We start from the raw sequence: 20,294 nt of genomic DNA, 5'->3' as shown, positions 1-20,294 counted from the left end.
TTCGGGTTGGCCGTGGTGGTGGCCACCGCCGGCAGCGCCCCGGCGCACGCGTCGTTCGCCGTCGCGCCCGGGTCCGTATAGGTGGCACCGCACTCCAGCGGCACCGTCATCGGGCCGTTGAGGGACACCGTCGGGGCCAGGGTGTCCCGCACCGTCACCTGGCGATCCGCCGTGACGCTGTGGCCGTTGCCGTCGCTGACCGTGTAGCGCAGCGAGTAGGGCCCCGGCTGCCGCGAGTTCACCGAGCCGCTCTTCGAAATCTGCGCCGTCAGGTTGCCGGCGCACTGGTCGCTGGCCGAGGCACCCGGGTCGGTGTACGGCGAGCCGCACTCGAGCGTCGAGGGAGACGAGCCCAGCAGCATCAGCGTCGGCGGCAGCGTGTCGCTCACCGTCACCGAGCGCGTGGAGGCCGAGGTGGCCTCGTTGCCGGACGGGTCCTTCGCGCTGTAGGACACGGTGTAGTTGCCTGGCGCGTTGGCGTTGGCCGGCCCGTGGACGGTGACAGGCACCGCACCGGCGCACGCGTCATTGGCCGTGGCGCCCGGATCCGCGTACGCGCCGCCGCACTCCACTTGCTGGCTCAGCGAGCCCGTGACGGTGATGTTCGGCGCGCGGGTGTCGCCCACCGTGACGGTGCGCGTCACCTCGGGGGCGGCGTTGTTCCTGGGGTCCTTCACGTTGTAGCGCAGCGTGTAGGGGCCCAGCGCCATGTTGTTCACCGTGCCGGTCTTCACGATGGCGCTGGTCAGGTTGCCGTAGCATTGGTCGTTGGCCGTGGCGCCCGGGTCGTTGAAGGCCGTGGCGCACTCCAGCGGCATCGCGGCCGGGCCCACCAGCGCCAGCGTCGGTGCCAGCGTATCGGCCACCGTCACCGTGCGGTTGGTCGAGACGCCCATGTTGCCCGCTGGGTCCGTCGCCCTGTAGTTGATGGTGTAGTTGCCCGGCGCGTTCAGGTTGAGGTTGGTAGAGTTGACCACCGCCGTCAGCGGGCCGGAACAGGCGTCCGTCGCCGTGGCGCCCGGATCCGTGAAGGTGCCGCCGCACTCGATCGTCTGGCTCGTCGGAGCCACAAGGTTCACGGTCGGCTTCACCGTGTCGCGCACATACACAGTACGCGTCTGCTCGACCGCAGCGTGACCGGACGCGTCCGTCACGTTGTAGCGAATGATGTAGTCAGCCGGTACTGCGGAGTTCACGGTGCCGGTCCTCACGATCTTGGGGGTGATGGAACCCTCGCACTGGTCCATGGCCGTGGCGCCCTGGTCGCTGTAGGGCGCACCACACTCCTGCGTCACCATCTCCAGGCCGAGGCGCGTGATGACCGGCGCCAGCGTGTCGGCCACGGTGACCCTGCGCGTCACGGTCGCGGACTGGTTCCCGGAGGCATCCGTGGCGAAGTAGGACAGCGTGTAGGTGCCAATCGTCCCCACGGTCACCGTGCCGCTCTTCGTGATACTGCTCTGGGGCAGCGGTCCCTCGCACAGATCGCTCGCCGTCGCGCCGGGGTCCGTGTACGTGCCGCTCTTGACGCACTCCACCGACTGGTTGGCCTCGCCAATGAGGGCCACCGTCGGCGGCACCTTGTCCGTCACCGTCACCGTGCATGGAGAAGAAGTGGCCGTGTTGCCTTTCGAGTCCGTGCACGTCAGCCACGCCTGCGTAGTGCCAATGTTGTACGGGCCGGCCGGGCTCTGCGTGCAGCCCACCAGATCGCCGTCCACGTCGTTGGAGCCGTTGTTGATGTCGGCGGCCACGCCACAGGTGTTCGTCGCCTGTACCGTCACATCCCGACAGATCGCGGTCGGCGGATGGTCGACGGGGAGGTTGGGGATCTTGCAGAACGAGGTGCACGCGCCAATAGAGCCGCTGGTATCGCCCGAACGACCGTTCGTCCGGCCGTTGTCGCACTCCTCTCCGAAGTCCGCATCCACCTTGCCGTCGCCGCACCAGTCGTGCTTGCACGACCATGAGCAGGTCGACGCGGGGTTCTGGTTGCCGGTGTTGGGCTGGCCGTTGCCGCTATCGCCCAGATCGCACTCCTCATCCGCAGGTACCTCAGGACCACCGCACCCGGCGCCGACAGCCATGGCACCGCGCACGAGGACGTACGGCGTACCCACGTAGTTCGTCTCGAAGCCCGGATCGATGGTGTAGTCGATGAACTGCCTCGCACCAGGAATGGGCGTGGGAGGATCGTTGTAGCTCGTCGCAATGGCCGCGAACGCGAAGGTACGGTCCGGGTAGGCGGTGAACACCGTCCGCGTCGCGCACCCATCCTCGCCCACGAAGGAGCCGTCATAGGTGTCGCGGGACATCAGGTCGCCCTGCATCTCGAACGTGTGCTGCCACTCGGCGCACACCTCCATGCCCTGCACCTTGAACTCACCGAACGGCTCGAGCAGGGTCACGTGCGTATTGGGCGGGGCATCCTGGTAGGCGCAGCCCAGCGCGATGTACATGCCCGTCAAGTACTGCGCGGAGTTGAGCACGTAGCGGACGCCGTTCTCCACCAGCTGCGGCGCGTTGGCGCTGGTCGGGGCCGCGGCGATGATCGCCACGTCACCATCGACGATGGCGCCCCAGATGTCGCGGTTGTCGATGGCCGCCTGGAACGCCGCCGTGCCGCTCTGGCACGCCGCGTCTCCGATGATGATGGCCTTGTAGGACATGAACTGCTCGGCCGTCATCGCGCTCCACTGCGCCGGCGTCACCACGTCGATGGAGGCCGTGGAATTGTCCCTCACCGCCTGCGCCTCGCGGCTGTTGATCCCCCCGTTGACGCTGCTGCCCAGGATCAGCACCTTGTTGGTGCTCCGAACCTCCTGGCGCACCGTGCGCACGGTCGCCGGGACCGACGTGGACCGTGGCGCACTCCGCTCCCCATCGCAGGAGCTGGCAGCCCAGGCCACCAGCAACAGCGACCCAACGCTCTCGAGCTTCATGTGGCGCCCCCCTCCTCAGAGGACGGAGCGCCCCAGCAGGCCGACGAAGCCGGCCGTCGCACTGTCGCGGGCGCCCTGTGTGAACGCAGGGTGCCCAGGACGGCAGAGGCCCAGCGATACACCTCCAGCGGTACGCCTCAGCCCACCCTCCAGCGCCGGGCCGCTCGAGGAGCAGCCGGGCCCATCGCCACCCGACCTTGCCCACATCAAGCACTAGCGCACGCACCACCCGCCCGATTAATACTGGTGCCGCAGACGAAAGGAGGTGATGCCTTGACCGACAACAGTCAGGCATCCACCTCCGCTGGCATGGCGCGCTAACGCCACCCAGCGGATGTGGAGCCAGCAGTGAGGGCCTGCTCATCCCGAGCGCGTCGTACCCGAAAGGGGCGCACGGGGAGAGCGGGCCTTTTTACTGCCCTCCCTCCGACGTTTCTTCGGGAATGCGCTCTCCACCAACCTGTTGGCAGGCCCCGAGGGGGGATGCCTGTCCGACGTCTCTGGAGAAGCCCTGCCGTGTCCATTACACCTTGCCCCACTCCCCTGCCCTCCGCCCTTCGTGAAGAGGAGGCCGTGGAGGCCCAGCGAAACCTCTTCTGCGGCCACTATGACCGCTGCCTCCACCTGGCCGTGAAGCGCGGCTGGGACGGCTGGAGCTGTCGGCACTGTCCGCTGAAGGAGCTCCGCGTCGGAGAACCGGAAGCCCGGGACTACGCGCACGCCCGGCCCCGAGGCCCGGACGGCCACTGAACCGCTGGCCGCCTGGCCGGTGGCCTTCCTCCACAGAATCGTTGACGCATCCCAACCTCCTTGGCAGGAAGGGACATGCGCTCCAAGAAGACCAAGTACATCTTCGTGACCGGAGGTGTGGTCAGCTCCCTGGGCAAGGGGCTCGCCTCCGCGTCCATCGGCGCCCTGCTGGAAAACCGGGGCCTGAACATCACCCTCATCAAGCTGGATCCGTACATCAACGTGGATCCCGGCACGATGAGCCCCTTCCAGCACGGCGAGGTCTACGTCACCGAGGACGGTGGCGAGACCGACATGGACCTCGGCCACTACGAGCGGTTCACCAACGCTCGGATGAGCCGGACCAACAACTTCACCTCCGGCCGCATCTACTACTCCGTCATCATGAAGGAGCGGCGCGGCGAGTACCTGGGCAAGACGGTCCAGGTGATTCCCCACATCACCGACGAGATCAAGGCCAGCATCCGCCAGGCCGCCCAGGACGTGGACGTCGTCATCGTCGAGGTGGGCGGCACGGTGGGTGACATCGAGTCGCTGCCCTTCCTCGAGGCCATCCGGCAGATGCGCTACGACGTGGGCAGCCAGAACGCCGTCTATGTCCACCTGACGCTGCTGCCCTACATCGGCGCGGCCGGCGAGGTGAAGACCAAGCCCACCCAGCACTCGGTGATGAAGCTGCGGGAGATCGGCATCCAGCCCGACTTCCTCCTGTGCCGCACGGACCGTGAAATCTCCCGCGAGCTCAAGGACAAGATCGCCATGTTCTGCAACGTGGACACGGGCAACGTGTTCACCTCGCCGGACGTGAAGAGCGTGTACGAGCTGCCGCTGGAGCTGCACCGCCAGGGCCTGGACGAGCGGCTGGCCGAGGTGCTGAACATCTGGAGCCGCGCGCCCCACCTGGAGCGCTGGGAGAACATCACCCGCCGCATCTACCAGCCCGCGCGCGGCGAGGTGAAGGTCGGCATCGTCGGCAAGTACGTGGACCTCAAGGAGAGCTACAAGAGCCTCAACGAGGCGCTGCTCCACGGCGGCATCGCCAACGACGTGCGGGTGAACCTGCTCTTCGTGGACTCGCAGGAGGTGGAGGAGCAGGGCGCCGACAAGCTGCTGGCCGGAGTGGACGCCATCCTGGTGCCCGGCGGCTTCGGCGTGCGCGGCACCGAGGGGAAGATCGCCGCCGTGCGCTACGCGCGCGAGAAGAAGATCCCCTTCTTCGGCATCTGCCTGGGCCTGCAGATGGCGGTGGTGGAGTTCAGCCGCAGCGTGCTGGGGCTCAAGGACGCCAACTCGCTGGAGTTCAACGAGCACACCCCTCACCCGGTGGTGACGCTCATGGAGAGCCAGGTGAAGGTGCAGGACAAGGGCGGCACCATGCGCCTGGGCAGCTACGCCTGCGCGCTCCAGCCCGGCACGCTCTCGCACAGGCTCTACGCCCAGGACACCGTCCAGGAGCGCCACCGCCACCGCTACGAGGTGAACAACACCTACCGCGGCCGGCTCCAGGAGGCCGGGCTCATCATCTCCGGCCACAACCCGGACCTGAACCTGGTGGAGATGATCGAGCTGAAGGACCACCCGTTCTTCATCGGCTGCCAGTCCCACCCCGAGTTCAAGAGCAAGCCGTTCGCTCCCCACCCCCTCTTCTCCGGCTTCATCAAGGCGGCGCTCACGCAGCGTGACTCCACCCGCGAAGCCACTCCGGTACAGGCGGCATCATGATCACCCTCGCGGGCCACCAGGTCGGCCCAGGCCAGAAGCTGTTCGTCATCGCAGGGCCGGACGTCATCGAGTCCGAGGAGCTGGCGCTGCGCCACGCGCACCTGCTCAAGGGGATTACGCAGAAGCTGGGCGTGCCCTACGCCTTCAAGTGCTCCTACGACAAGGCCAACCGCACCAGCGGCAAGTCCTTCCGCGGCCCCGGCCTCAAGGAGGGCCTGCGCGTGCTGCGGCGCATCCGTGAGGAGGTGGGCGTGCCCGTCCTCACCGACGTCCACGAGACGAGCCACGTCGGCCCCGCCGCCGAGGTGGTGGACATCATCCAGATTCCCGCCTTCCTCTGCCGGCAGACGGACCTGGTGGAGGCCGTGGCGAAGAGCGGCCGGGGCGTCAACCTCAAGAAGGGCCAGTTCGTGGCGCCCAAGGACATCGTCCACTCGGCGCGCAAGGCCATGGAGGTGGGCAACCCCAACGTCCTCGTCACCGAGCGCGGCGCCACCTTCGGCTACAACAACCTCGTGGTGGACATGCGCGGCTTCCTCCAGATGCGCGAGGCCGGGCTCACCGTCTGCTTCGATGCGACGCACTCGGTCCAGCTGCCCTCCGCCGGCAACGGGGAGACGGCCGGCGAGCGCAAGTTCGTGTCGCTCCTGGCCCGCTCCGCCGCCGCCGCGGGCATCGACGCGCTCTTTACCGAGGTCCACGAGGACCCGGACCGTGCCCTGTGTGACGGTCCCTGCTCACTGAACCCCCAGATGTTCGAAGACGTGGTACGAAGTGTGCTGTCCATCCGCAGGGTGCTGGGGCACGAGCCGGCGGTATGAGCGTTGAGGGAGGGGGCGCGAAGCGGCCATGACGGAGACGCTTCCCAAGCCGAGCAAGCAGGAGCTCGTCGCCCGAGCGGCCCGGGTGCGGCTGCTCGTCTTCGACGTGGACGGCGTCCTCACCGATGGCGGCCTCTACTACGGCAAGGACGGCGAGGCGCTGAAGCGCTTCGACGTGAAGGACGGCCACGCCCTGGTGATGGCCCGCCTGTCGGGCTTGCCGGCGGCCATCCTCACGGCCCGCACCTCGTCCATCGTCGAGGTCCGTGGGCGGGAGCTGGGACTGGCCGCTATCCTCCAGGGAAAGAAGGAAAAAGGGCCTGCTCTGGACGAACTGCTCACCCAGTTCTCCATACCCGCTGAGTCCTGTGCTTATATGGGGGACGACCTGAACGACCTGGGTCCTATGTCACGGGTAGGATTGTCGGCCTGTCCAGCCGATGCCGTGCCGGAGGTCCGACAGGAGGCGCACTTCGTGGCCCAGAGCCCCGGAGGTCGTGGCGCCGCTCGGGAGCTGGTCGAGTTGTGCCTGAAGGCCAGTGGTCGGTGGGAAGACGTGGTAGGTTTGATGAAAAGGTCTTGATACAAAAAGCAGTCGGGTTGGGTTGAAGTCACCTCGGTTTCAAGGTAGGTGTTTAATTCCATGAGCACCGGTTCGGGTCAGCCAAAGGAAGAATTGTTGCCGTCGGGCACGACGGACCAGCTGTACACCACCCACGACATCAGTCGACTGCTGCAGGTGGATCCATCGACGGTGAGCAAGTGGATCGACCGGGGCATCCTGATGGCGTTCCGCACGCCAGGTGGCCACCGGCGCGTCCGCTCGGCGGACCTGCGGGCCTTCCTCATCACCCACCAGATGCCGGTGCCGGATGAGCTGGGCAGCGGGACGGTGAAGCTGCTGGTGGTGGATGACGAGCGTCCCGTGCTCGATGCCATCAAGCGTGCCTTCAAGCCCTACGCGGCGCAGGTGGAGCTGCAGTCCACCAGCAGCGGTGTGGAGGCGCTCCTGCTGGTGTCCGAGCAGAAGCCCCACGGCATGCTCATCGACTTGAACATGCCGGACATCGACGGTCTCGAGGTGTGCCGCCGCATCCGCGCTCGCAAGCAGATGGAGAGCGTGCGGCTCATCACCATGACGTCGAACCACTCGCCCGAGGTGGTCGAGCAGTCCAAGCAGGCCGGCGCCATCGCGTGCCTGGCCAAGCCGCTGGACGTGCAGCAGGTGCTGGAGCTGTTCCGCATCCCGCTGGCGCTCGGCACCAAGAAGTAGACGAGGGGCTCCGCCCTTCGGCGAAGCCCCTCGGTGGTTCCTTCCCTCTCCGCAATGGAGAGGGTCGGGGTGAGTGTGTCGCGTCAACCGCCCCTCACCCCTGGCTGCGTGTCTGCGCTCAGCCCTGCACCTTCACTTCGATGACGCGGGGCCTGGACTCCTCCTTGCGGGGGAGCGTCAGCGTGAGGACGCCGTTCTCGTAGCGCGCCTCCACGTTGTTGGCGTCCACCGTGTCCGGCAGCTTGAAGGAGCGGGTGTACACGCCGAAGCCGCGCTCCAGCCTGCGCGCGTTCTCCTTGGCCTTGTCGTCCGCCTTGCGCTCGGAGCGCAGGGTCAGCACGCCCTTGTCCACCTTCACCTCGATGGACTTCGCGTCGTGGCCCGGCAGGTCCACCTGCAGGGTGACGCCGCTCTCGGTCTCGTAGATGTCGGTGGCCGGAGCGAACTCACGGCCCTGGCGCACCGCCTGGCCCGACAGCTCCTGGAAGAGCTGGTCGAAGTCCTTCATGAGAGGGCCCGCCACCACCGCGCCATTGCCAAAGGGGAACGCATTCCAACGGTTCAGCATGGTCTTCTCCTCTCCGTTCCGCTGTGAACAGCGGACGGCTCATCAACCTGGTCGTTTGTTGTTCTGGCGCCGTCCCCGTCCCGTCGGGGAGCAGCGCCTTGCCTAGACTCAAGAGAACCATGCTTCGGGACATGTCAAGGCGAGGCTTCAGTCGTCATCCCGGCCGAGGTGGATGAAGACTTCCTGCTCCTCTCGGGAGACGGACACGGTCCACGGTCGGCAGCACACCGGGCAGTCTTCCACGTACGTCTCCGAGGAGGGCCCCAGGGCGTCCACTTCGACTTCCACCTCCTCGCCGCAGTAGGGGCAGGACTGGACGGTTCCATCGGCGAAGGGCTGCATGGCTCACTGCTCCTCTGTGGGGCGAAAGGACACCTGGGGGGGCCCGCTGGCGCCTCCTTGGTGCCAGTGGCGTACCTGAGGAACCAGCGCTCCCACGTCGACACCCTCGAAGGAGGCAGGCAGGGGCTCCAGGTGCTCGAGCGCCCGGCCGAAGAGCGTCCGAGCGCCCTGGGGCCGGCCCTCCTCGCGCTTGAGCCAGCCCGCGGCCACCAGGATGAGGCCCTGGAGCAGGTGGCGGCGGTCCCCGAACTGGTGGCGCCAGGCGTCCTCCCAGACTTCGTGGGCCCGGAACCAGGAGCCGGCGTTGAAGAGGGCCAACCCCTCGGCCAGGCATTCATTGAAGCCAGAATTCATCGTTCGCCCGCTCCTGACGTTACACTGGGCCCATGGCCGCACCACCGCGCAACCGTATTGGGGAACTCCTCGTCAAGGCCCGCGTCATCGACGAGCTGCAGCTTCGCAGCGCGCTCGCCCGCCACGACCAATGGGGAGGCCGCCTGTCCCGCGTCATCACGGACATGGGCATCGCCAAGGAAGAGGTCGTCATCAGCGCCATCGCCCAGGGCACGGGCACGCAGCGCATCCACCTGGGCAACATCACCCGGGATGCGGGAGCGCTGGCCAAGGTGGACGTCAGCCTGGCCGAGCAGAAGGGTGTCTTCCCGGTAGCCCTCAAGGACAACGGCAAGACGCTGGTGCTCGCCATGTCGGATCCGACCGATCTGAACACGGTGGATCAGGTAGCGGCCCGCAGCCGCACGCGTGTCCAGGTGGTGGTGGCGAGCGACCGGGAGATCGAGACCGCCATCCTGCGCCACTATCGCGGCCAGGAGCCGGCGATGAGCTCGCGGTACACCGGCGAGTCCCAGCGGCAGGACGCCCCCACCTCGTCCGCCTCCGCCGGGGATGAGGACGAGTTCAAGGTCGTCGACATGAGCGGCAACACGGTGGTGAAGCGGATGGCCGACGTGGCCCCTTCGCAGGCCGCCGCGAACGCCGCTGCCGCTGCCGCTGCCCCGGGAGGCGGTTCGAGCGCCGCGGATCTGCTCGATGAAATCCTGTCGGGAGGTTCGGCTCCGGCGGGCCTCACCGCGGAGGAGATGCAGCGGCTGGACACGGTGCGGGTGAACCAGGAGAAGAGCTCGAAGATCCTCCGCGCGCTGCTGGAGCTGCTGCTGGAGAAGGGCGCCCTGTCGCAGAAGGAGCTGGCGTCCCGGATGCGCTCCTGAGCCGAGGCAACTGCGGTGCGTGGGGCGCTACGTCCCGCGCACGGGCAGCTCGCGGAAGGAGATGTCCTGCTCGTAGCCCAGGCGCCGCACCGCTTCCACGAAGCGCTCGGTGCCGATGATCATCGTCTCGAAGCCCGCCAGCCGGAACAGATCCAGATCCTGCGGCAGCGTGGCCCCATCCAGGACCGGCTCCTCGGGCCACTTGAAACCATCGCGTTCACATTTCGGGCAGGGCGGCGGGCGTTCCGGCAGGCAGTCCGGGTGGAGTTCCCCTCGCGGTAGCAACTCCATTTCCAGCAGCACAGGCGGGCTCTTCTTGCGGAATCGCAGTTCCGTTCGACACCCCTTCAGGCCTCTGAGCCCTTCTGCCACCAAGCGCTCCAATGGCTCGGGCTTCATCAGCAGTTCCCAGGCGTGGACCAGGGCCAGGGGGCCGAATTCGCCCTGAGCGGAGCCATTCAAGGGGCCAAACCTGGTCCCTGGCCAGAGATGAACTCCAGCAGGGACCAGGGGGCGCAGCTGTTCGCGCAGCCGCTCGAACTCCGCATAGTCCTCTTCCACGCGTGGAAGGTACCTCTTCTGCTCCTGGGCGGGCAGATGCGACAGGTCGACCGAGGGATACGCGTCCCCAGTGATAGCCCAGGTAGCATTGCATCCCGGGCAATGCACTCCGGGCAACCCCCACCTGTGCCCATAAGTGTAGTAGCCCGAGTAGCGAGGATGAGGCACGTCATCCAACAGGAAGAACCTCATCATTCCTCAATAACCCGGTGGCCACGGCTGTGGCGGCTTCCTCCAATACGGCACCACGGGTCCGAACAGTTCGAACTCGTAGATGAGCTGTCCCGCATACCGGAAGATCTCCTCCTTCTGAGCACCTCTGTTCTTGCGGATCCACTTATCCCACGCCGCATTCCACGGGCCTCCCTTCTCACCTCTGTGGATGCTTCGGTGCTTCTCCACTTCCAGCGGCATCACGTACTCATCAATGTTGATGCCTCTCTCAGTGAACCACTCCCTGAACGCTCGAGAGAAGATGTGGTGCCGCTCGTGCGGCTTGCTCCGCTCCTTCGCCGCCTCCTCCAGCTCGTGCTGCTGACTGGGCAGCAGCGGCGGCTTCGGTCCCCACGGGATGGTGAACACCGGCCGAGAGTCCCCCGGCAGTTGCTGCGCGCTTCCCCAGTAGCGCTGCGCTCCTGCTGAAGAACCGGGCCGCACCACCGCGCCGCCCCGGGTGAGCACCACCCGCCCTGCTCCCACGTGCTCCACCACTTCCCGGCACCGGTACACCCCGCACTGCCGCCCGTCGCACAGCACCAGCAGGCTGCTGTCTTCCGCGCATGCCTCTTCGAACGAGACGACCTCTCCCGCGTCGTCATCGTCCGCGCTCTCGCTCACTGGAAGCTGCGTCGTTGCGCACGCAGCCAGCACGCTGGCCACCAGCAGCCACAGCCAGCGCCCACGAAGTCCGCTCATGAGGCCCGAGCGTAGTACGGCTCCACCCGCTCCAGACCGCCGCGCCGCTCGAGCCTGGCTTTCGCCGGCGAGCCGCGCCTCCTCTCCAACTCCAGTTCCACGCTCAACCCGGTTCGTGGAACCACCGGCCGCCAGCATCGCGGCCCAGCAAGCCCGGGCCCTCGCGACGCTGGCTGGCCGAACGACTCTTGGGCCTCAGCCCTGATTCGCCTCGGACGAGAGGACCAGGTCGCCCTTTTCCAGGTACTCCTTCTCCGGGAAGGCCTTGTAGACGTCCTCGAGCATCGCGTCGATGTCCGGGTAGCGCTGCTCCTTCTTGTCCTGCGTCATCTTGTCGAAGATGGCGTCCAGCCCGCCCGGAGCATCCGCGTTCACCTCGGAAGGCAGCGGCGAGCGGCGACCCGGGATCTGCCCGGTCAGCATCTCGTAGAGCAGGATGCCCAGGCCGTACACGTCCGCCGCCGGCCCCGAGTCCTTCGCGCGGTGGATGAGCTCCGGAGCCATGTACGCCATGCCGCCCGTGCCCATGAACACCTGCGGCATGCCCTTGGTCGCATCCACTTCAATGACGCGCCCCAGGCCGAAGTCCGCCAGCTTCGCGTTCCCGTACCCGTCGAACAGGATGTTCTCCGGCTTCAGGTTGTGGTGCGTGAGCCCCGCCGCGTGCGCCGCCCGCAGGCCGTACGCCAGCTGCAGGAAGCACCGCAGCGCCACCGGCACCGGCACGCCCTTGCCTCCACCCGCCTCCAGCTTCTCCTTCAGGCTGCCGCGCAGCAGCTCCACCACGAAGTACGGCCGCGGCGTGTCCACGTTCTGATCGACGATCTGCGCGATCGCCGGGTGACGCACCTGCGCCTGCGCGCACAGCTCCTTCTTCAGCCGCTTGAGCACCTCGCCCCGCTGCAGGAAGGAGAAGTAGCCGAAGATGTCCTTCAGCTCCTTGATGCAGATGTCCAACCCCAGCGCGTTGAACCGCCCCTTGAACACCGTGCCGAGCGGCCCGCTGCCGATGGGATCGAACTTCTGGTAGCGCAGATCCAGCTCGGTCCCCTTCGGGGCGGCGACCGGCGCGGCGGACGGAGTGGAGGGAGGGGGCATGGAGGCAGGCGCAATCGGAGAGGTGATGGAAGGAAGCGGAGTGGACACGGGAGCCGCCACCGGAGGCGCGCTCACCGGCGCCACCGACGGCATCGGCGGAATCACAGGCTCCACCGTGGGCAGCGCCGTGCGCGAGGCCCGCGCCGCCGGCAGCGGAATGGGCGGCGGCGCCGACGAGCGCGCCACGTCCGACTCCTCCAGCATCAGCTCCGGCGGAGGCGGCGGCATCATCCCCAGCTCTTCCAGGCTGCCCGCCTGCGTGGCCTCGTCCTCGCCCAGAATCTGATCGGCGAAGAACTCGCCCACCTCCAGGGTGAACTTGTCCAGGAAGTCCCCGTCCACGACGCGCTCGCCCTGATCGGTGAGCTTGAGCTGCGCCTCGCGATCCATCGCGATGTAGTGGAACTTCCGCAGGAAGAAGAAATAGCTGTCGAACTCCAGTGACACGGACGGCTCGAGCGCGGCCTTCACATCGGCCAGCTTGTTCGAGCGTCCCAGGCGCCCGTTCTCCCTCAGGTTCCGAAGGATGAACAGCGCCTCGCCACTCACGGTCTCGCGGTTGACGGCGGGCTTGAGCATGGGTGCCGGCGACTTTACGTCGGCTCCGCGCCCCGCCGTCAAATTTCCAATGGAATGAAATGCCCCCCCAGGTCCACTCTGTGTCCGGGGGCCTACTTCCCGATGCGCAGGAGCTGCTTCACCGTCTCCAGCACCTCGACGAAGCGCACCGGCTTGCGCAGGAAGATGTCCACCCCCAGTTGCATGGCCCGGTCCTGCGCCTCCTTGCCCCCCGCCGAGATGGCGATGATGGGGATGGTGCGCAGCTTCTCCTCCTCGCGGATGCGCTCCACCAGGGCGAAGCCGTCCATCACCGGCATGTACAGGTCCGTCATCACCAGGCTGAAGCGCTGCTCGTGCAGCAGGGCCAGCGCGTGGTGCCCGTCCGGCGCGAAGTGGACTTCCAGAGGCACCTTGCCCGCCAGCTCCCCGCTCGCCAGCTTCTTCAGGACGTAGGCGTACATCTCGATGATGTGCGGGTTGTCCTCGACGATGAGCACACGGTAGCCCTCGGGATTGATTCCCGCCGGGAGCTGCCCGTCGCTGTGAGGTCCCGCCGCACTCAAGAGGTCACCCTAATTCGTCGGTCCTGCTCGGCCTGTCGCGCGGGCCCATCCCCCCGAGTCTCCGGCCCGCCGGCCTCGGCCGGACGCTGAACTCTCCGACTTCTACCGGATCCGGGAGCCTCGGAAAAGAAAGTGCCAAACCGCTTCGTCCAGACGCCGAACGCTCGCCCGGGGCACGTGCGCCGCCCCCCGCTGATCGCGGCACCCGGACCGGCCGTGCGTGCGGGCCCATAACAAGGGCTTGAATTCCCTCGGCAATTCGCTGATGGGCGCGTCGAGGAACTTCGAGGGTTTATGTTGACAACGCAGCCATCTGGGCAATACGAAGCGCCCGCCATGGCGGAGCCCCTGTTCACCCCTGAAGAGCAGAAGAAGTTCGACGCGGGGATCGCGGAAATCCTCTCCCACTACCCGCCCGATCGGAAGAGCGCCGGGATGCTGCCCGCGCTGCGGCTGCTCCAGGATCTCAAGGGCTGGCTGCCTCCCGAGGGCATGCGGCTCGTCGCCAAGCATCTCGAGGTGACGCCCGAGCGAGCCTACGAGGTGGCCAGCTTCTACGTGATGTACCACCTGAAGAAGCCGGGTAAGTACGTCATCGACGTCTGCACCAACCTCTCCTGTGCCCTGTGGGGCGCGGAGAAGATGCTCGCCTACCTGGAAGACAGGCTCGGGCTGACGGCAGGCGAGTCCAACGAGAAGTTCACCCTGCGGGAGACCGAGTGCCTGGCCTCGTGCGGCACCGCCCCCTGCCTGCAGGTCAATGAAGAGCATCACGAGAGCCTGACGAAGGCGAAGCTGGACGAGTTGTTGGCGAAGCTCACCTGATCGGCCTCCTTTCAAGGAACTGACCGCACATGGCGACAACGGCCTTTGAACCGATCATCTCCGGCGCCTGGGGGCAGCCGAAGTCCTGGACGCTGGACCACTACCGCAAGCGCGGGGGCTACGAGGCGCTGAAGAAGGCGCTGGAGATGCAGCCCGCCGCCATCATCGACGAGGTGAAGAAGTCCAACCTGCGCGGGCGCGGCGGCGCGGGCTTCCCCACCGGCCTGAAGTGGAGCTTCGTCCCCAAGGACAGCCCCAAGCCCAAGTACCTGGCCGTCAACGCGGACGAGTCCGAGCCGGGCACCTTCAAGGACCGGTACATCCTCGAGCTGGATCCGCACATGATGCTCGAGGGCATCGCCATCGCGTCCTACGCGCTGGGCGTGCACACCTGCTACGTGTACATCCGCGGTGAGTTCAAGTTCCCCGCCGAGCGCACGCAGGCCGCCATCGACGAGGCGTACAAGGCCGGCATCTTCGGCAAGACGGTGCTGGGCAAGGACTTCCAGCTCGACTGCTACGTGGTGCGCGGCGCGGGCGCGTACATCTGCGGCGAGGAGACGGCGCTGCTCGAGAGCCTGGAGGGCAAGAAGGGCTGGCCCCGGCTCAAGCCGCCCTTCCCCGCCGTGGTGGGCCTGTTCGGCAGCCCCACGGTGGTGAACAACGTGGAGACGCTGGCCAGCGTGCCGCACGTCTTCTCTCGGGGCTCGGACTGGTACGCCAAGCTGGGCACCGACAAGTCCGGCGGCACCCGCCTCGTCTGCCTGTCCGGCACGGTGAACCGGCCCGGCGTCTACGAGGTGGACATGGGCACCACCATCACCCAGCTCATCTTCGACGACAAGTACGGGCGGGGCATGCCGGCCGGCCGCAAGGTGAAGGCCGTCATCCCCGGCGGCTCCTCGGCGCCGGTGCTGGGCGCGGACGAGCTGGACGTGGCGCTCGAGTTCGAGGCCCTCAAGGTGAAGCAGACGATGGCCGGCTCCGGCGGCGTCATCGTCATGGACGACAGCTCCTGCATGGTGCGCTGCCTGTGGCGCGTGGCGCGCTTCTACGCCGAGGAGTCCTGCGGCCAGTGCACCCCGTGCCGCGAGGGCACCCCGTGGCAGACGCGGCTGCTGCGCAAGATCGAAGAGGGCCGCGGCGAGCCGTCGGATTTGGAGCTGCTCAGCAACGTGGCCTCGTCCATCGCGCCGTACCCGCCGATCGGCCTGGGCAACACCATCTGCGCGCTGGGTGACGCGGCGGCGCTGCCCACGCACTCCTTCCTGATGCGGTACCGCGCCGAGTTCGAGGCGCACATCCACGAGAAGCGCTGCCCGTTCGGCGACAAGCCCTGGGGTGCGTTCGGAGACTGGTCTTGAACATCGAACAGGTCCTCTTCGGAGCCTTCGCGGTGCTGACGCTGCTGTCGGCCTCGCTGGTCATCTTCGCCAAGAGCCCCATCAGCTCGGCCATGGCGCTGGTGTCCACGTTCTTCTTCCTGGCCGGCATCTACGTGCTGCTGTGGGCGCACACGGTGGCGGCGCTCCAGGTGCTCGTGTACGCGGGCGCCATCATGGTGCTCTTCCTCTTCGTCATCATGCTGCTCAACCTGGGAGAGGAAGCCGCCGGGCCGCGGCTGACGTTCTCGCGCATCCTCGGGGGCGGGGCGGCCATCGGGCTCTTCGTGGTGCTGGCGCTGGCCATCGCCCGGGTGCCCAACCGGGTGCAGAGCCTGAGCCTGGCTCAGCAGCAGACCTTCGGCACGCTGCGGGCGATTGGCGAGTCCATCTTCACCACGTGGCTCCTGCCCTTCGAGGCGGTGAGCCTGCTGCTGCTGGTCGCGATGGTGGGCGCCGTGGTCGTCGCCAAGTCGAGGATCTGAGCCATGGTTCCCATCTCCTACTACCTGTTCCTCGCCGCCGCGCTCTTCTGCCTGGGCATGTTCGGCGTGCTGGTGCGCCGCAACGCCCTGGTGGTGTTCATGTGCGTGGAGCTGATGCTCAACGCGGCGAACCTCACGTTCCTCGCCTTCGCGCGCATGCGCGGTGACACCATCGGCCACGTGTCGGCCTTCTTCGTCATCGCCGTGGCGGCGGCCGAGGCCTCCATCGGCCTGGCCATCGTCATCGCCGTGTTCCGCAGCCGAGGCAGCGTCAACATCGAAGACATCAAGACGATGAAGCACTGACGCGGTCCCCCGCCCTTCCAGAGCCTCCGCATGGACCTCCAAGCCCTCTTCAAGACCGCGCCCATCGCCCCCGAAGTCATCTCCCAGTCGCTGTGGATGATCATCGCGCTGCCGCTGCTGGGCGCGTTCGTCTGCGGCGTGTTCGGCCGGATGCTGGGCCGCGCCAACGTGCACCTGGTGGCCTGCGCCGCCGTGGCGGGCTCCTTCGTGCTGTCGGTGATGGCCTTCTGGGCCACCAGCGCCACGGACGCCAGCAACGCCCCGCTGGCCATCATCCAGAACACCTTCGGCGGCGCTCAGTCGCGCTACGTGCTGTGGAATGACCTGGGCACGTGGTTCAGCGCGGGTGACTTCCGGGTGAACTTCGGCCTGCTGGTGGACCACCTGTCCGGCACGCTGCTGCTGGTCATCACCGGCGTGGGCTTCCTCATCCACCTGTACTCCACCAGCTACATGGAGCACGACGACGGGTACTGGCGCTACTTCGCGTACCTCAACCTGTTCGTCGCGATGATGCTGACGCTGGTGATGGGCGACAACCTCGTCCTGCTCTTCGTGGGCTGGGAAGGGGTGGGCATGGCCAGCTACCTGCTCATCGGCTTCTGGTACACGGACGCGGCCAAGGCGTGGGCGGGCCGCAAGGCGTTCATCACCAACCGCATCGGCGACTTCGCCTTCCTCATCGGCTCGTTCCTCATCGTGCTGATGGTGGGGGCCTTCGTGAAGCAGGCCAATGACGCGGACCTGCAGCCGGTGGGCAGCTCCATCCCGCGGTACACCGCCGGCCTGGAACAGCGCGGTCCGCTCACCTTCCACGGCCTGGAGACGATGGCGCGCTCGCTGCCGGACGCCAACGGCGTGGTGAAGCTGGACACGCCCATCAGCTCCGGCCCGCTGGAGGGGCGCACCTACGGCGGCATGCTGACGGTGGCCCTGCTGCTGTTCCTGCTGGGCGCGGCGGGCAAGAGCGCGCAGCTGCCCCTGTACGTGTGGCTGCCGGACGCCATGGCCGGCCCGACGCCGGTCTCCGCCCTCATCCACGCGGCGACGATGGTCACCGCGGGCGTCTACCTGTTCAGCCGCATGAGCTTCCTGGTGGTGATGAGCCCCACCGCCATGGCGACGATCGCCATCGTGGGAGCGGCCACCTCGCTGCTGGCCGCGCTCATCGCCTTCGCGCAGGACGACATCAAGAAGGTGCTCGCCTACTCCACGGTGTCCCAGCTGGGCATCATGTTCATGGGCGTGGGCATGGGCATCTTCTGGGCGGCCGTGTTCCACCTGGTCACCCACGCCTTCTTCAAGGCCTGCCTCTTCCTGGGCGCCGGCAGCGTGATGCACGGCAATGGGGACGAGACGGACATCAAGAAGCTGGGCGGGCTGCGCAAGGAGATGCCGTGGACGTGGATCACGTTCCTCATCGCCACGCTGGCCATCACCGGCATCTTCCCGCTGTCGGGCTTCTTCTCGAAGGACGCCATCTTCCACGGCGTGCACCACAACCACCTGCACGGGCTGGAGTGGGTGAGCGGCGTGCTCTACCCGGTGGGCCTGCTCATCGCGGTGTGCACGGCCTTCTACATGACGCGCCTGTACCTGCTGACGTTCGAGGGCCGCCGCTCGGCCGAGGCGCGCGTGGCGCACGCCCACGAGAGCGCCTGGCAGATGACGCTGCCGCTGGTCGTCCTCGCGGTGCTCAGCGTGGTGTCCGCGGTGTACGCCTTCCCGCTCTTGCGCAACTCGCCGCAGGCGCTGATGGAGAACTTCCTCAGCCCCGTGTTCCAGGCCTCCTCGCGCATCGCCGGGGCGGCGGGCACGGTGGAGCTGGACACCAGCCGCCCCACGCTCGCCAACTACGGGGTGGCGTGGATCGTCGTGGTGATTGGCGGCTCGCTGGCGGCCTTCCTGTACCTGAGCTTCTTCCCCGCGCGGGCGGGCCAGCCGGCTCCGGGCTGGGCGCGCGCGGTGCGCCAGGTGGCCCTCAACAAGTTCTACGTGGATGAGCTGTACGACTTCGTCATCATCCGCCCGGTGAAGTTCATCAGCTTCGTGTTCTACCGCGTGGTGGACGCGCTCATCATCGACACGGTGGTGGTGCGCGGCACGGCCTGGGTGACGGCGCGCGTGGGCAGCGCGCTGCGCTACGTGCAGACCGGTGATGCGCAGGCCTACGCCGCGGTGATGGCGCTGGCGCTGCTGGGCGGCGTGATCTACGCAATCCTCAAGGTGTTCTAATGGGCTTCTTCGATACGCACCTGCTGAACATCGTCATCTTCCTGCCGCTCGTCTTCGCGGCGCTGGTGCTGCTGCTGCCCGCGGGCGAGTCGGGGCAGATCCGCACCGTCACCCTGCTGGGCATGCTGGTGGACCTGGTGTTCGGGGTCTGGGCGTACGTGAAGTACGTGCCGGGCGGCCCCGAGTTCCAGCTCGAGTACCGCGTGCCGTGGTTCACCGAGTTCGGGCTGAGCTACCACATCGGCATGGACGGCATCGCCGCCAGCCTGCTGCTGCTCACCGTCTTCCTGGGCCCGCTGGTGGTGATGGCCTCCACCACGTACATCAGCCACCGCATCAAGGAGTTCCACCTGGCGCTGCTGGTGCTCCAGACGACGATGCTGGGCGCGCTGGTGTCGCTGGACGTGCTGCTCTTCTACGTCTTCTTCGAGGCGATGCTCATCCCCATGTACCTGCTGGTGGGCGTGTGGGGCGCCGAGGATCGCCAGATGGCGGCGGTGAAGTTCTTCCTCTACACCCTCTTCGGCTCGCTGCTGATGCTGGTGGCCATCGTCGCGCTGTACTTCCTCAGCGGCCCGGCCGGCTCGCGCTCGTTCGACTACGCCTCCATCTACAACGCGCTGCTGGGCGCCAACCAGGAGCTGGCCCGGTGCACCGCCGCGGGCACGTGTGACACCGTCACGGGGCTGGCTCGGACGCTGCACACCTGGGGCCCGGTGATGTTCGCCGCCTTCGCGCTGGCCTTCGCCATCAAGGTGCCCATGTGGCCGGTGCACACGTGGCTGCCGGACGCGCACGTGCAGGCGCCGGTGGCCGGCTCCATGATTCTGGCCGGCGTGATGCTGAAGATGGGCACCTTCGGCTTCTGGCGCTTCGCCATCCCGCTCTTCCCGGTGGCCACCCAGCAGGCGCGGCCGCTGCTGGCGACGCTGTCGGTGGTGGGCATCGTCTACGGAGCGCTGATGTGCCTGGCGCAGCGGGACATCAAGAAGCTCATCGCCTACTCCTCCGTGAGCCACCTGGGCTACTGCATGCTGGGCATGCTGGCGCTCACCGCCGAGGGCGCCACGGGCAGCGCCTACCAGATGCTCAACCACGGCGTGTCCACGGGCGCGCTGTTCCTCCTGTTCGGCTTCCTCTACGAGCGGCGCCACACCCGCCTCATGGCGGACTTCGGCGGCATCGCCAAGGTGATGCCGGTGTACACGGCCTCGTTCCTCATCATCACCTTCTCCTCGGTGGCGGTGCCGGGCACCAACGGCTTCGTCGGTGAGTTCCTGGTGCTGCTGGGCACGTTCAAGAGCAACCTGGGCACCATCTTCGGCGTGCTGGCCGCGCTGGGCGTCATTCTCGGCGCCGCGTACATGCTGTGGATGGTGCAGAAGGTGTTCTTCGGCAGCCTCACCCACCGCGAGAACCAGTTCCTGCCGGACATGAACCTGCGCGAGTTCGCCACCGTGGCGCCCTTCCTGGCGCTGGTGCTGGTGATGGGCCTGCAGCCGCAGCCCTTCCTGGACCGCATCGAGCCGTCCACCAACCGCTTCATCGCCCGCGCCAGCGTGGGCACCCCGGGCGCCACCCCGGACGCGTCCCAGCTCCCCATCGAGGTCATGTCGCTGCCCACCGAGACGGCCGCGGCTCCCTCTGCTCCCTCCAGCGCGCTCGCCGTCGTCCCGGCGGCCGCCCTCCCCTCGCCCCGGCAGTAAGAGGCCCCTT

General features: G+C 67.3%; 20 protein-coding genes. 12 read left to right on the top strand and 8 right to left on the bottom strand.

What is annotated here, in order from left to right; genetic code table 11:
* Window positions 1-2,942: DUF5011 domain-containing protein (locus tag KY572_RS15220; protein WP_224243327.1), on the bottom strand; the 2,942-nt coding region annotated here is incomplete at its 3' end.
* A gap of 516 nt (window positions 2,943-3,458) precedes the next feature.
* Between KY572_RS15220 and KY572_RS15215 the strand changes: the two genes are divergently transcribed.
* The 5 genes from KY572_RS15215 to KY572_RS15195 all read left to right on the top strand — a co-directional run bounded on the left by KY572_RS15215 (window position 3,459) and on the right by KY572_RS15195 (window position 7,508).
* Window positions 3,459-3,692, top strand: a complete 234-nt coding sequence (locus KY572_RS15215; protein WP_224243326.1) for a hypothetical protein — start codon at window positions 3,459-3,461, stop codon at window positions 3,690-3,692.
* A gap of 75 nt (window positions 3,693-3,767) precedes the next feature.
* Window positions 3,768-5,414 carry a CTP synthase gene (locus KY572_RS15210; protein ID WP_224243325.1) on the top strand — a complete coding sequence of 549 codons (1,647 nt, stop codon included), beginning with the start codon at window positions 3,768-3,770 and terminating at the stop codon, window positions 5,412-5,414.
* A complete protein-coding gene (gene kdsA / locus KY572_RS15205) occupies window positions 5,411-6,235 on the top strand; it encodes a 3-deoxy-8-phosphooctulonate synthase (protein WP_224243324.1) in 825 nt (274 codons plus the stop codon). The genes KY572_RS15210 and kdsA overlap by 4 nt, the downstream gene beginning before the upstream one ends.
* 28 nt (window positions 6,236-6,263) lie before the next feature.
* The gene (locus KY572_RS15200; RefSeq protein WP_224243323.1) at window positions 6,264-6,818 is read left to right on the top strand and encodes a KdsC family phosphatase; all 555 of its coding nucleotides are present in this window, start codon (window positions 6,264-6,266) and stop codon (window positions 6,816-6,818) included.
* Between the two features lie 60 nt (window positions 6,819-6,878).
* Window positions 6,879-7,508: a response regulator gene (locus KY572_RS15195; protein ID WP_044183720.1), complete on the top strand. Its 630-nt coding sequence runs from the start codon at window positions 6,879-6,881 to the stop codon at window positions 7,506-7,508.
* A gap of 118 nt (window positions 7,509-7,626) precedes the next feature.
* Here the strand turns inward: KY572_RS15195 and KY572_RS15190 are convergent, their stop codons facing one another.
* From KY572_RS15190 to KY572_RS15180, 3 genes are all read right to left on the bottom strand, one after another.
* Window positions 7,627-8,076: an Hsp20/alpha crystallin family protein gene (locus KY572_RS15190; RefSeq protein WP_224243322.1), complete on the bottom strand. Its 450-nt coding sequence runs from the start codon at window positions 8,074-8,076 to the stop codon at window positions 7,627-7,629.
* Window positions 8,077-8,223: 147 nt separating this feature from the next.
* Window positions 8,224-8,418 (bottom strand): CPXCG motif-containing cysteine-rich protein, encoded by a 195-nt coding sequence (locus KY572_RS15185; RefSeq protein WP_224243321.1) that lies wholly within the window; start codon window positions 8,416-8,418, stop codon window positions 8,224-8,226.
* Window positions 8,419-8,421: 3 nt separating this feature from the next.
* On the bottom strand, window positions 8,422-8,772 hold the full coding sequence (locus KY572_RS15180) for a DUF309 domain-containing protein (protein ID WP_224243320.1): 351 nt from the start codon (window positions 8,770-8,772) through the stop codon (window positions 8,422-8,424).
* Between the two features lie 32 nt (window positions 8,773-8,804).
* Here KY572_RS15180 and KY572_RS15175 point away from each other — a divergent pair, with 32 nt between their 5' ends.
* Window positions 8,805-9,647, top strand: coding sequence for a GspE/PulE/PilB domain-containing protein (locus tag KY572_RS15175; RefSeq protein ID WP_224243319.1), 843 nt, complete (start codon window positions 8,805-8,807; stop codon window positions 9,645-9,647).
* Between the two features lie 27 nt (window positions 9,648-9,674).
* Here KY572_RS15175 and sitI6 read toward each other — a convergent pair whose 3' ends face one another.
* From sitI6 to KY572_RS15155, 4 genes are all read right to left on the bottom strand, one after another.
* A complete protein-coding gene (gene sitI6, locus KY572_RS15170) occupies window positions 9,675-10,400 on the bottom strand; it encodes a SitI6 family double-CXXCG motif immunity protein (protein ID WP_224243341.1) in 726 nt (241 codons plus the stop codon).
* A gap of 6 nt (window positions 10,401-10,406) precedes the next feature.
* Window positions 10,407-11,123, bottom strand: coding sequence for a SitA6 family polymorphic toxin lipoprotein (gene sitA6 / locus KY572_RS15165; protein WP_224243318.1), 717 nt, complete (start codon window positions 11,121-11,123; stop codon window positions 10,407-10,409).
* Window positions 11,124-11,318: 195 nt separating this feature from the next.
* A complete protein-coding gene (locus KY572_RS15160; protein ID WP_224243317.1) occupies window positions 11,319-12,800 on the bottom strand; it encodes a serine/threonine-protein kinase in 1,482 nt (493 codons plus the stop codon).
* A gap of 92 nt (window positions 12,801-12,892) precedes the next feature.
* Window positions 12,893-13,345 carry a response regulator gene (locus tag KY572_RS15155; protein ID WP_224243316.1) on the bottom strand — a complete coding sequence of 151 codons (453 nt, stop codon included), beginning with the start codon at window positions 13,343-13,345 and terminating at the stop codon, window positions 12,893-12,895.
* A gap of 336 nt (window positions 13,346-13,681) precedes the next feature.
* Between KY572_RS15155 and KY572_RS15150 the strand changes: the two genes are divergently transcribed.
* Genes KY572_RS15150 through KY572_RS15125 form a run of 6 tightly spaced genes read left to right on the top strand, consistent with a single transcriptional unit; the run spans window position 13,682 to window position 20,284 of the window.
* Window positions 13,682-14,170 (top strand): NADH-quinone oxidoreductase subunit NuoE family protein, encoded by a 489-nt coding sequence (locus tag KY572_RS15150; protein WP_224243315.1) that lies wholly within the window; start codon window positions 13,682-13,684, stop codon window positions 14,168-14,170.
* Between the two features lie 29 nt (window positions 14,171-14,199).
* Window positions 14,200-15,534, top strand: coding sequence for an NADH-quinone oxidoreductase subunit NuoF (gene nuoF, locus KY572_RS15145; RefSeq protein ID WP_224243314.1), 1,335 nt, complete (start codon window positions 14,200-14,202; stop codon window positions 15,532-15,534).
* Complete coding sequence (locus KY572_RS15140; RefSeq protein ID WP_224243313.1) at window positions 15,531-16,037, top strand: NADH-quinone oxidoreductase subunit J family protein; 507 nt, start codon at window positions 15,531-15,533, stop codon at window positions 16,035-16,037. Before nuoF ends, KY572_RS15140 begins: the two co-directional genes overlap by 4 nt.
* Before the next feature lie 3 nt (window positions 16,038-16,040).
* Complete coding sequence (gene nuoK / locus KY572_RS15135; protein ID WP_224243312.1) at window positions 16,041-16,343, top strand: NADH-quinone oxidoreductase subunit NuoK; 303 nt, start codon at window positions 16,041-16,043, stop codon at window positions 16,341-16,343.
* A gap of 30 nt (window positions 16,344-16,373) precedes the next feature.
* Window positions 16,374-18,578 (top strand): NADH-quinone oxidoreductase subunit L, encoded by a 2,205-nt coding sequence (gene nuoL, locus KY572_RS15130; RefSeq protein WP_224243311.1) that lies wholly within the window; start codon window positions 16,374-16,376, stop codon window positions 18,576-18,578.
* Entirely contained in the window at window positions 18,578-20,284 is a 1,707-nt protein-coding gene (locus tag KY572_RS15125; RefSeq protein WP_224243310.1) for a complex I subunit 4 family protein, read from the top strand. Before nuoL ends, KY572_RS15125 begins: the two co-directional genes overlap by 1 nt.
* Window positions 20,285-20,294: the final 10 nt, after the last annotated feature.

It is taken from the genome of Hyalangium gracile, from assembly GCF_020103725.1.
Taxonomy (GTDB): Bacteria; Myxococcota; Myxococcia; order Myxococcales; family Myxococcaceae; genus Hyalangium; species Hyalangium gracile.
The sequence above is the reverse complement of the archived record's forward strand: the minus strand, read 5'-3'. Positions and strand labels throughout refer to the sequence as shown.

Bases quoted from the DNA above. Each gene is read 5' to 3' on its own strand.
- KY572_RS15210 (WP_224243325.1), top strand. From the start codon at position 3,768: ATGCGCTCCAAGAAGACCAAGTACATCTTCGTGACCGGAGGTGTGGTC.
- kdsA (WP_224243324.1), top strand. From the start codon at position 5,411: ATGATCACCCTCGCGGGCCACCAGGTCGGCCCAGGCCAGAAGCTGTTC.
- KY572_RS15200 (WP_224243323.1), top strand. From the start codon at position 6,264: ATGACGGAGACGCTTCCCAAGCCGAGCAAGCAGGAGCTCGTCGCCCGA.
- KY572_RS15195 (WP_044183720.1), top strand. From the start codon at position 6,879: ATGAGCACCGGTTCGGGTCAGCCAAAGGAAGAATTGTTGCCGTCGGGC.
- KY572_RS15190 (WP_224243322.1), bottom strand. From the start codon at position 8,076: ATGCTGAACCGTTGGAATGCGTTCCCCTTTGGCAATGGCGCGGTGGTG.
- KY572_RS15185 (WP_224243321.1), bottom strand. From the start codon at position 8,418: ATGCAGCCCTTCGCCGATGGAACCGTCCAGTCCTGCCCCTACTGCGGC.
- KY572_RS15180 (WP_224243320.1), bottom strand. From the start codon at position 8,772: ATGAATTCTGGCTTCAATGAATGCCTGGCCGAGGGGTTGGCCCTCTTC.
- KY572_RS15175 (WP_224243319.1), top strand. From the start codon at position 8,805: ATGGCCGCACCACCGCGCAACCGTATTGGGGAACTCCTCGTCAAGGCC.
- sitI6 (WP_224243341.1), bottom strand. From the start codon at position 10,400: ATGAGGTTCTTCCTGTTGGATGACGTGCCTCATCCTCGCTACTCGGGC.
- sitA6 (WP_224243318.1), bottom strand. From the start codon at position 11,123: ATGAGCGGACTTCGTGGGCGCTGGCTGTGGCTGCTGGTGGCCAGCGTG.
- KY572_RS15160 (WP_224243317.1), bottom strand. From the start codon at position 12,800: ATGCTCAAGCCCGCCGTCAACCGCGAGACCGTGAGTGGCGAGGCGCTG.
- KY572_RS15150 (WP_224243315.1), top strand. From the start codon at position 13,682: ATGGCGGAGCCCCTGTTCACCCCTGAAGAGCAGAAGAAGTTCGACGCG.
- nuoF (WP_224243314.1), top strand. From the start codon at position 14,200: ATGGCGACAACGGCCTTTGAACCGATCATCTCCGGCGCCTGGGGGCAG.
- nuoK (WP_224243312.1), top strand. From the start codon at position 16,041: ATGGTTCCCATCTCCTACTACCTGTTCCTCGCCGCCGCGCTCTTCTGC.
- nuoL (WP_224243311.1), top strand. From the start codon at position 16,374: ATGGACCTCCAAGCCCTCTTCAAGACCGCGCCCATCGCCCCCGAAGTC.
- KY572_RS15125 (WP_224243310.1), top strand. From the start codon at position 18,578: ATGGGCTTCTTCGATACGCACCTGCTGAACATCGTCATCTTCCTGCCG.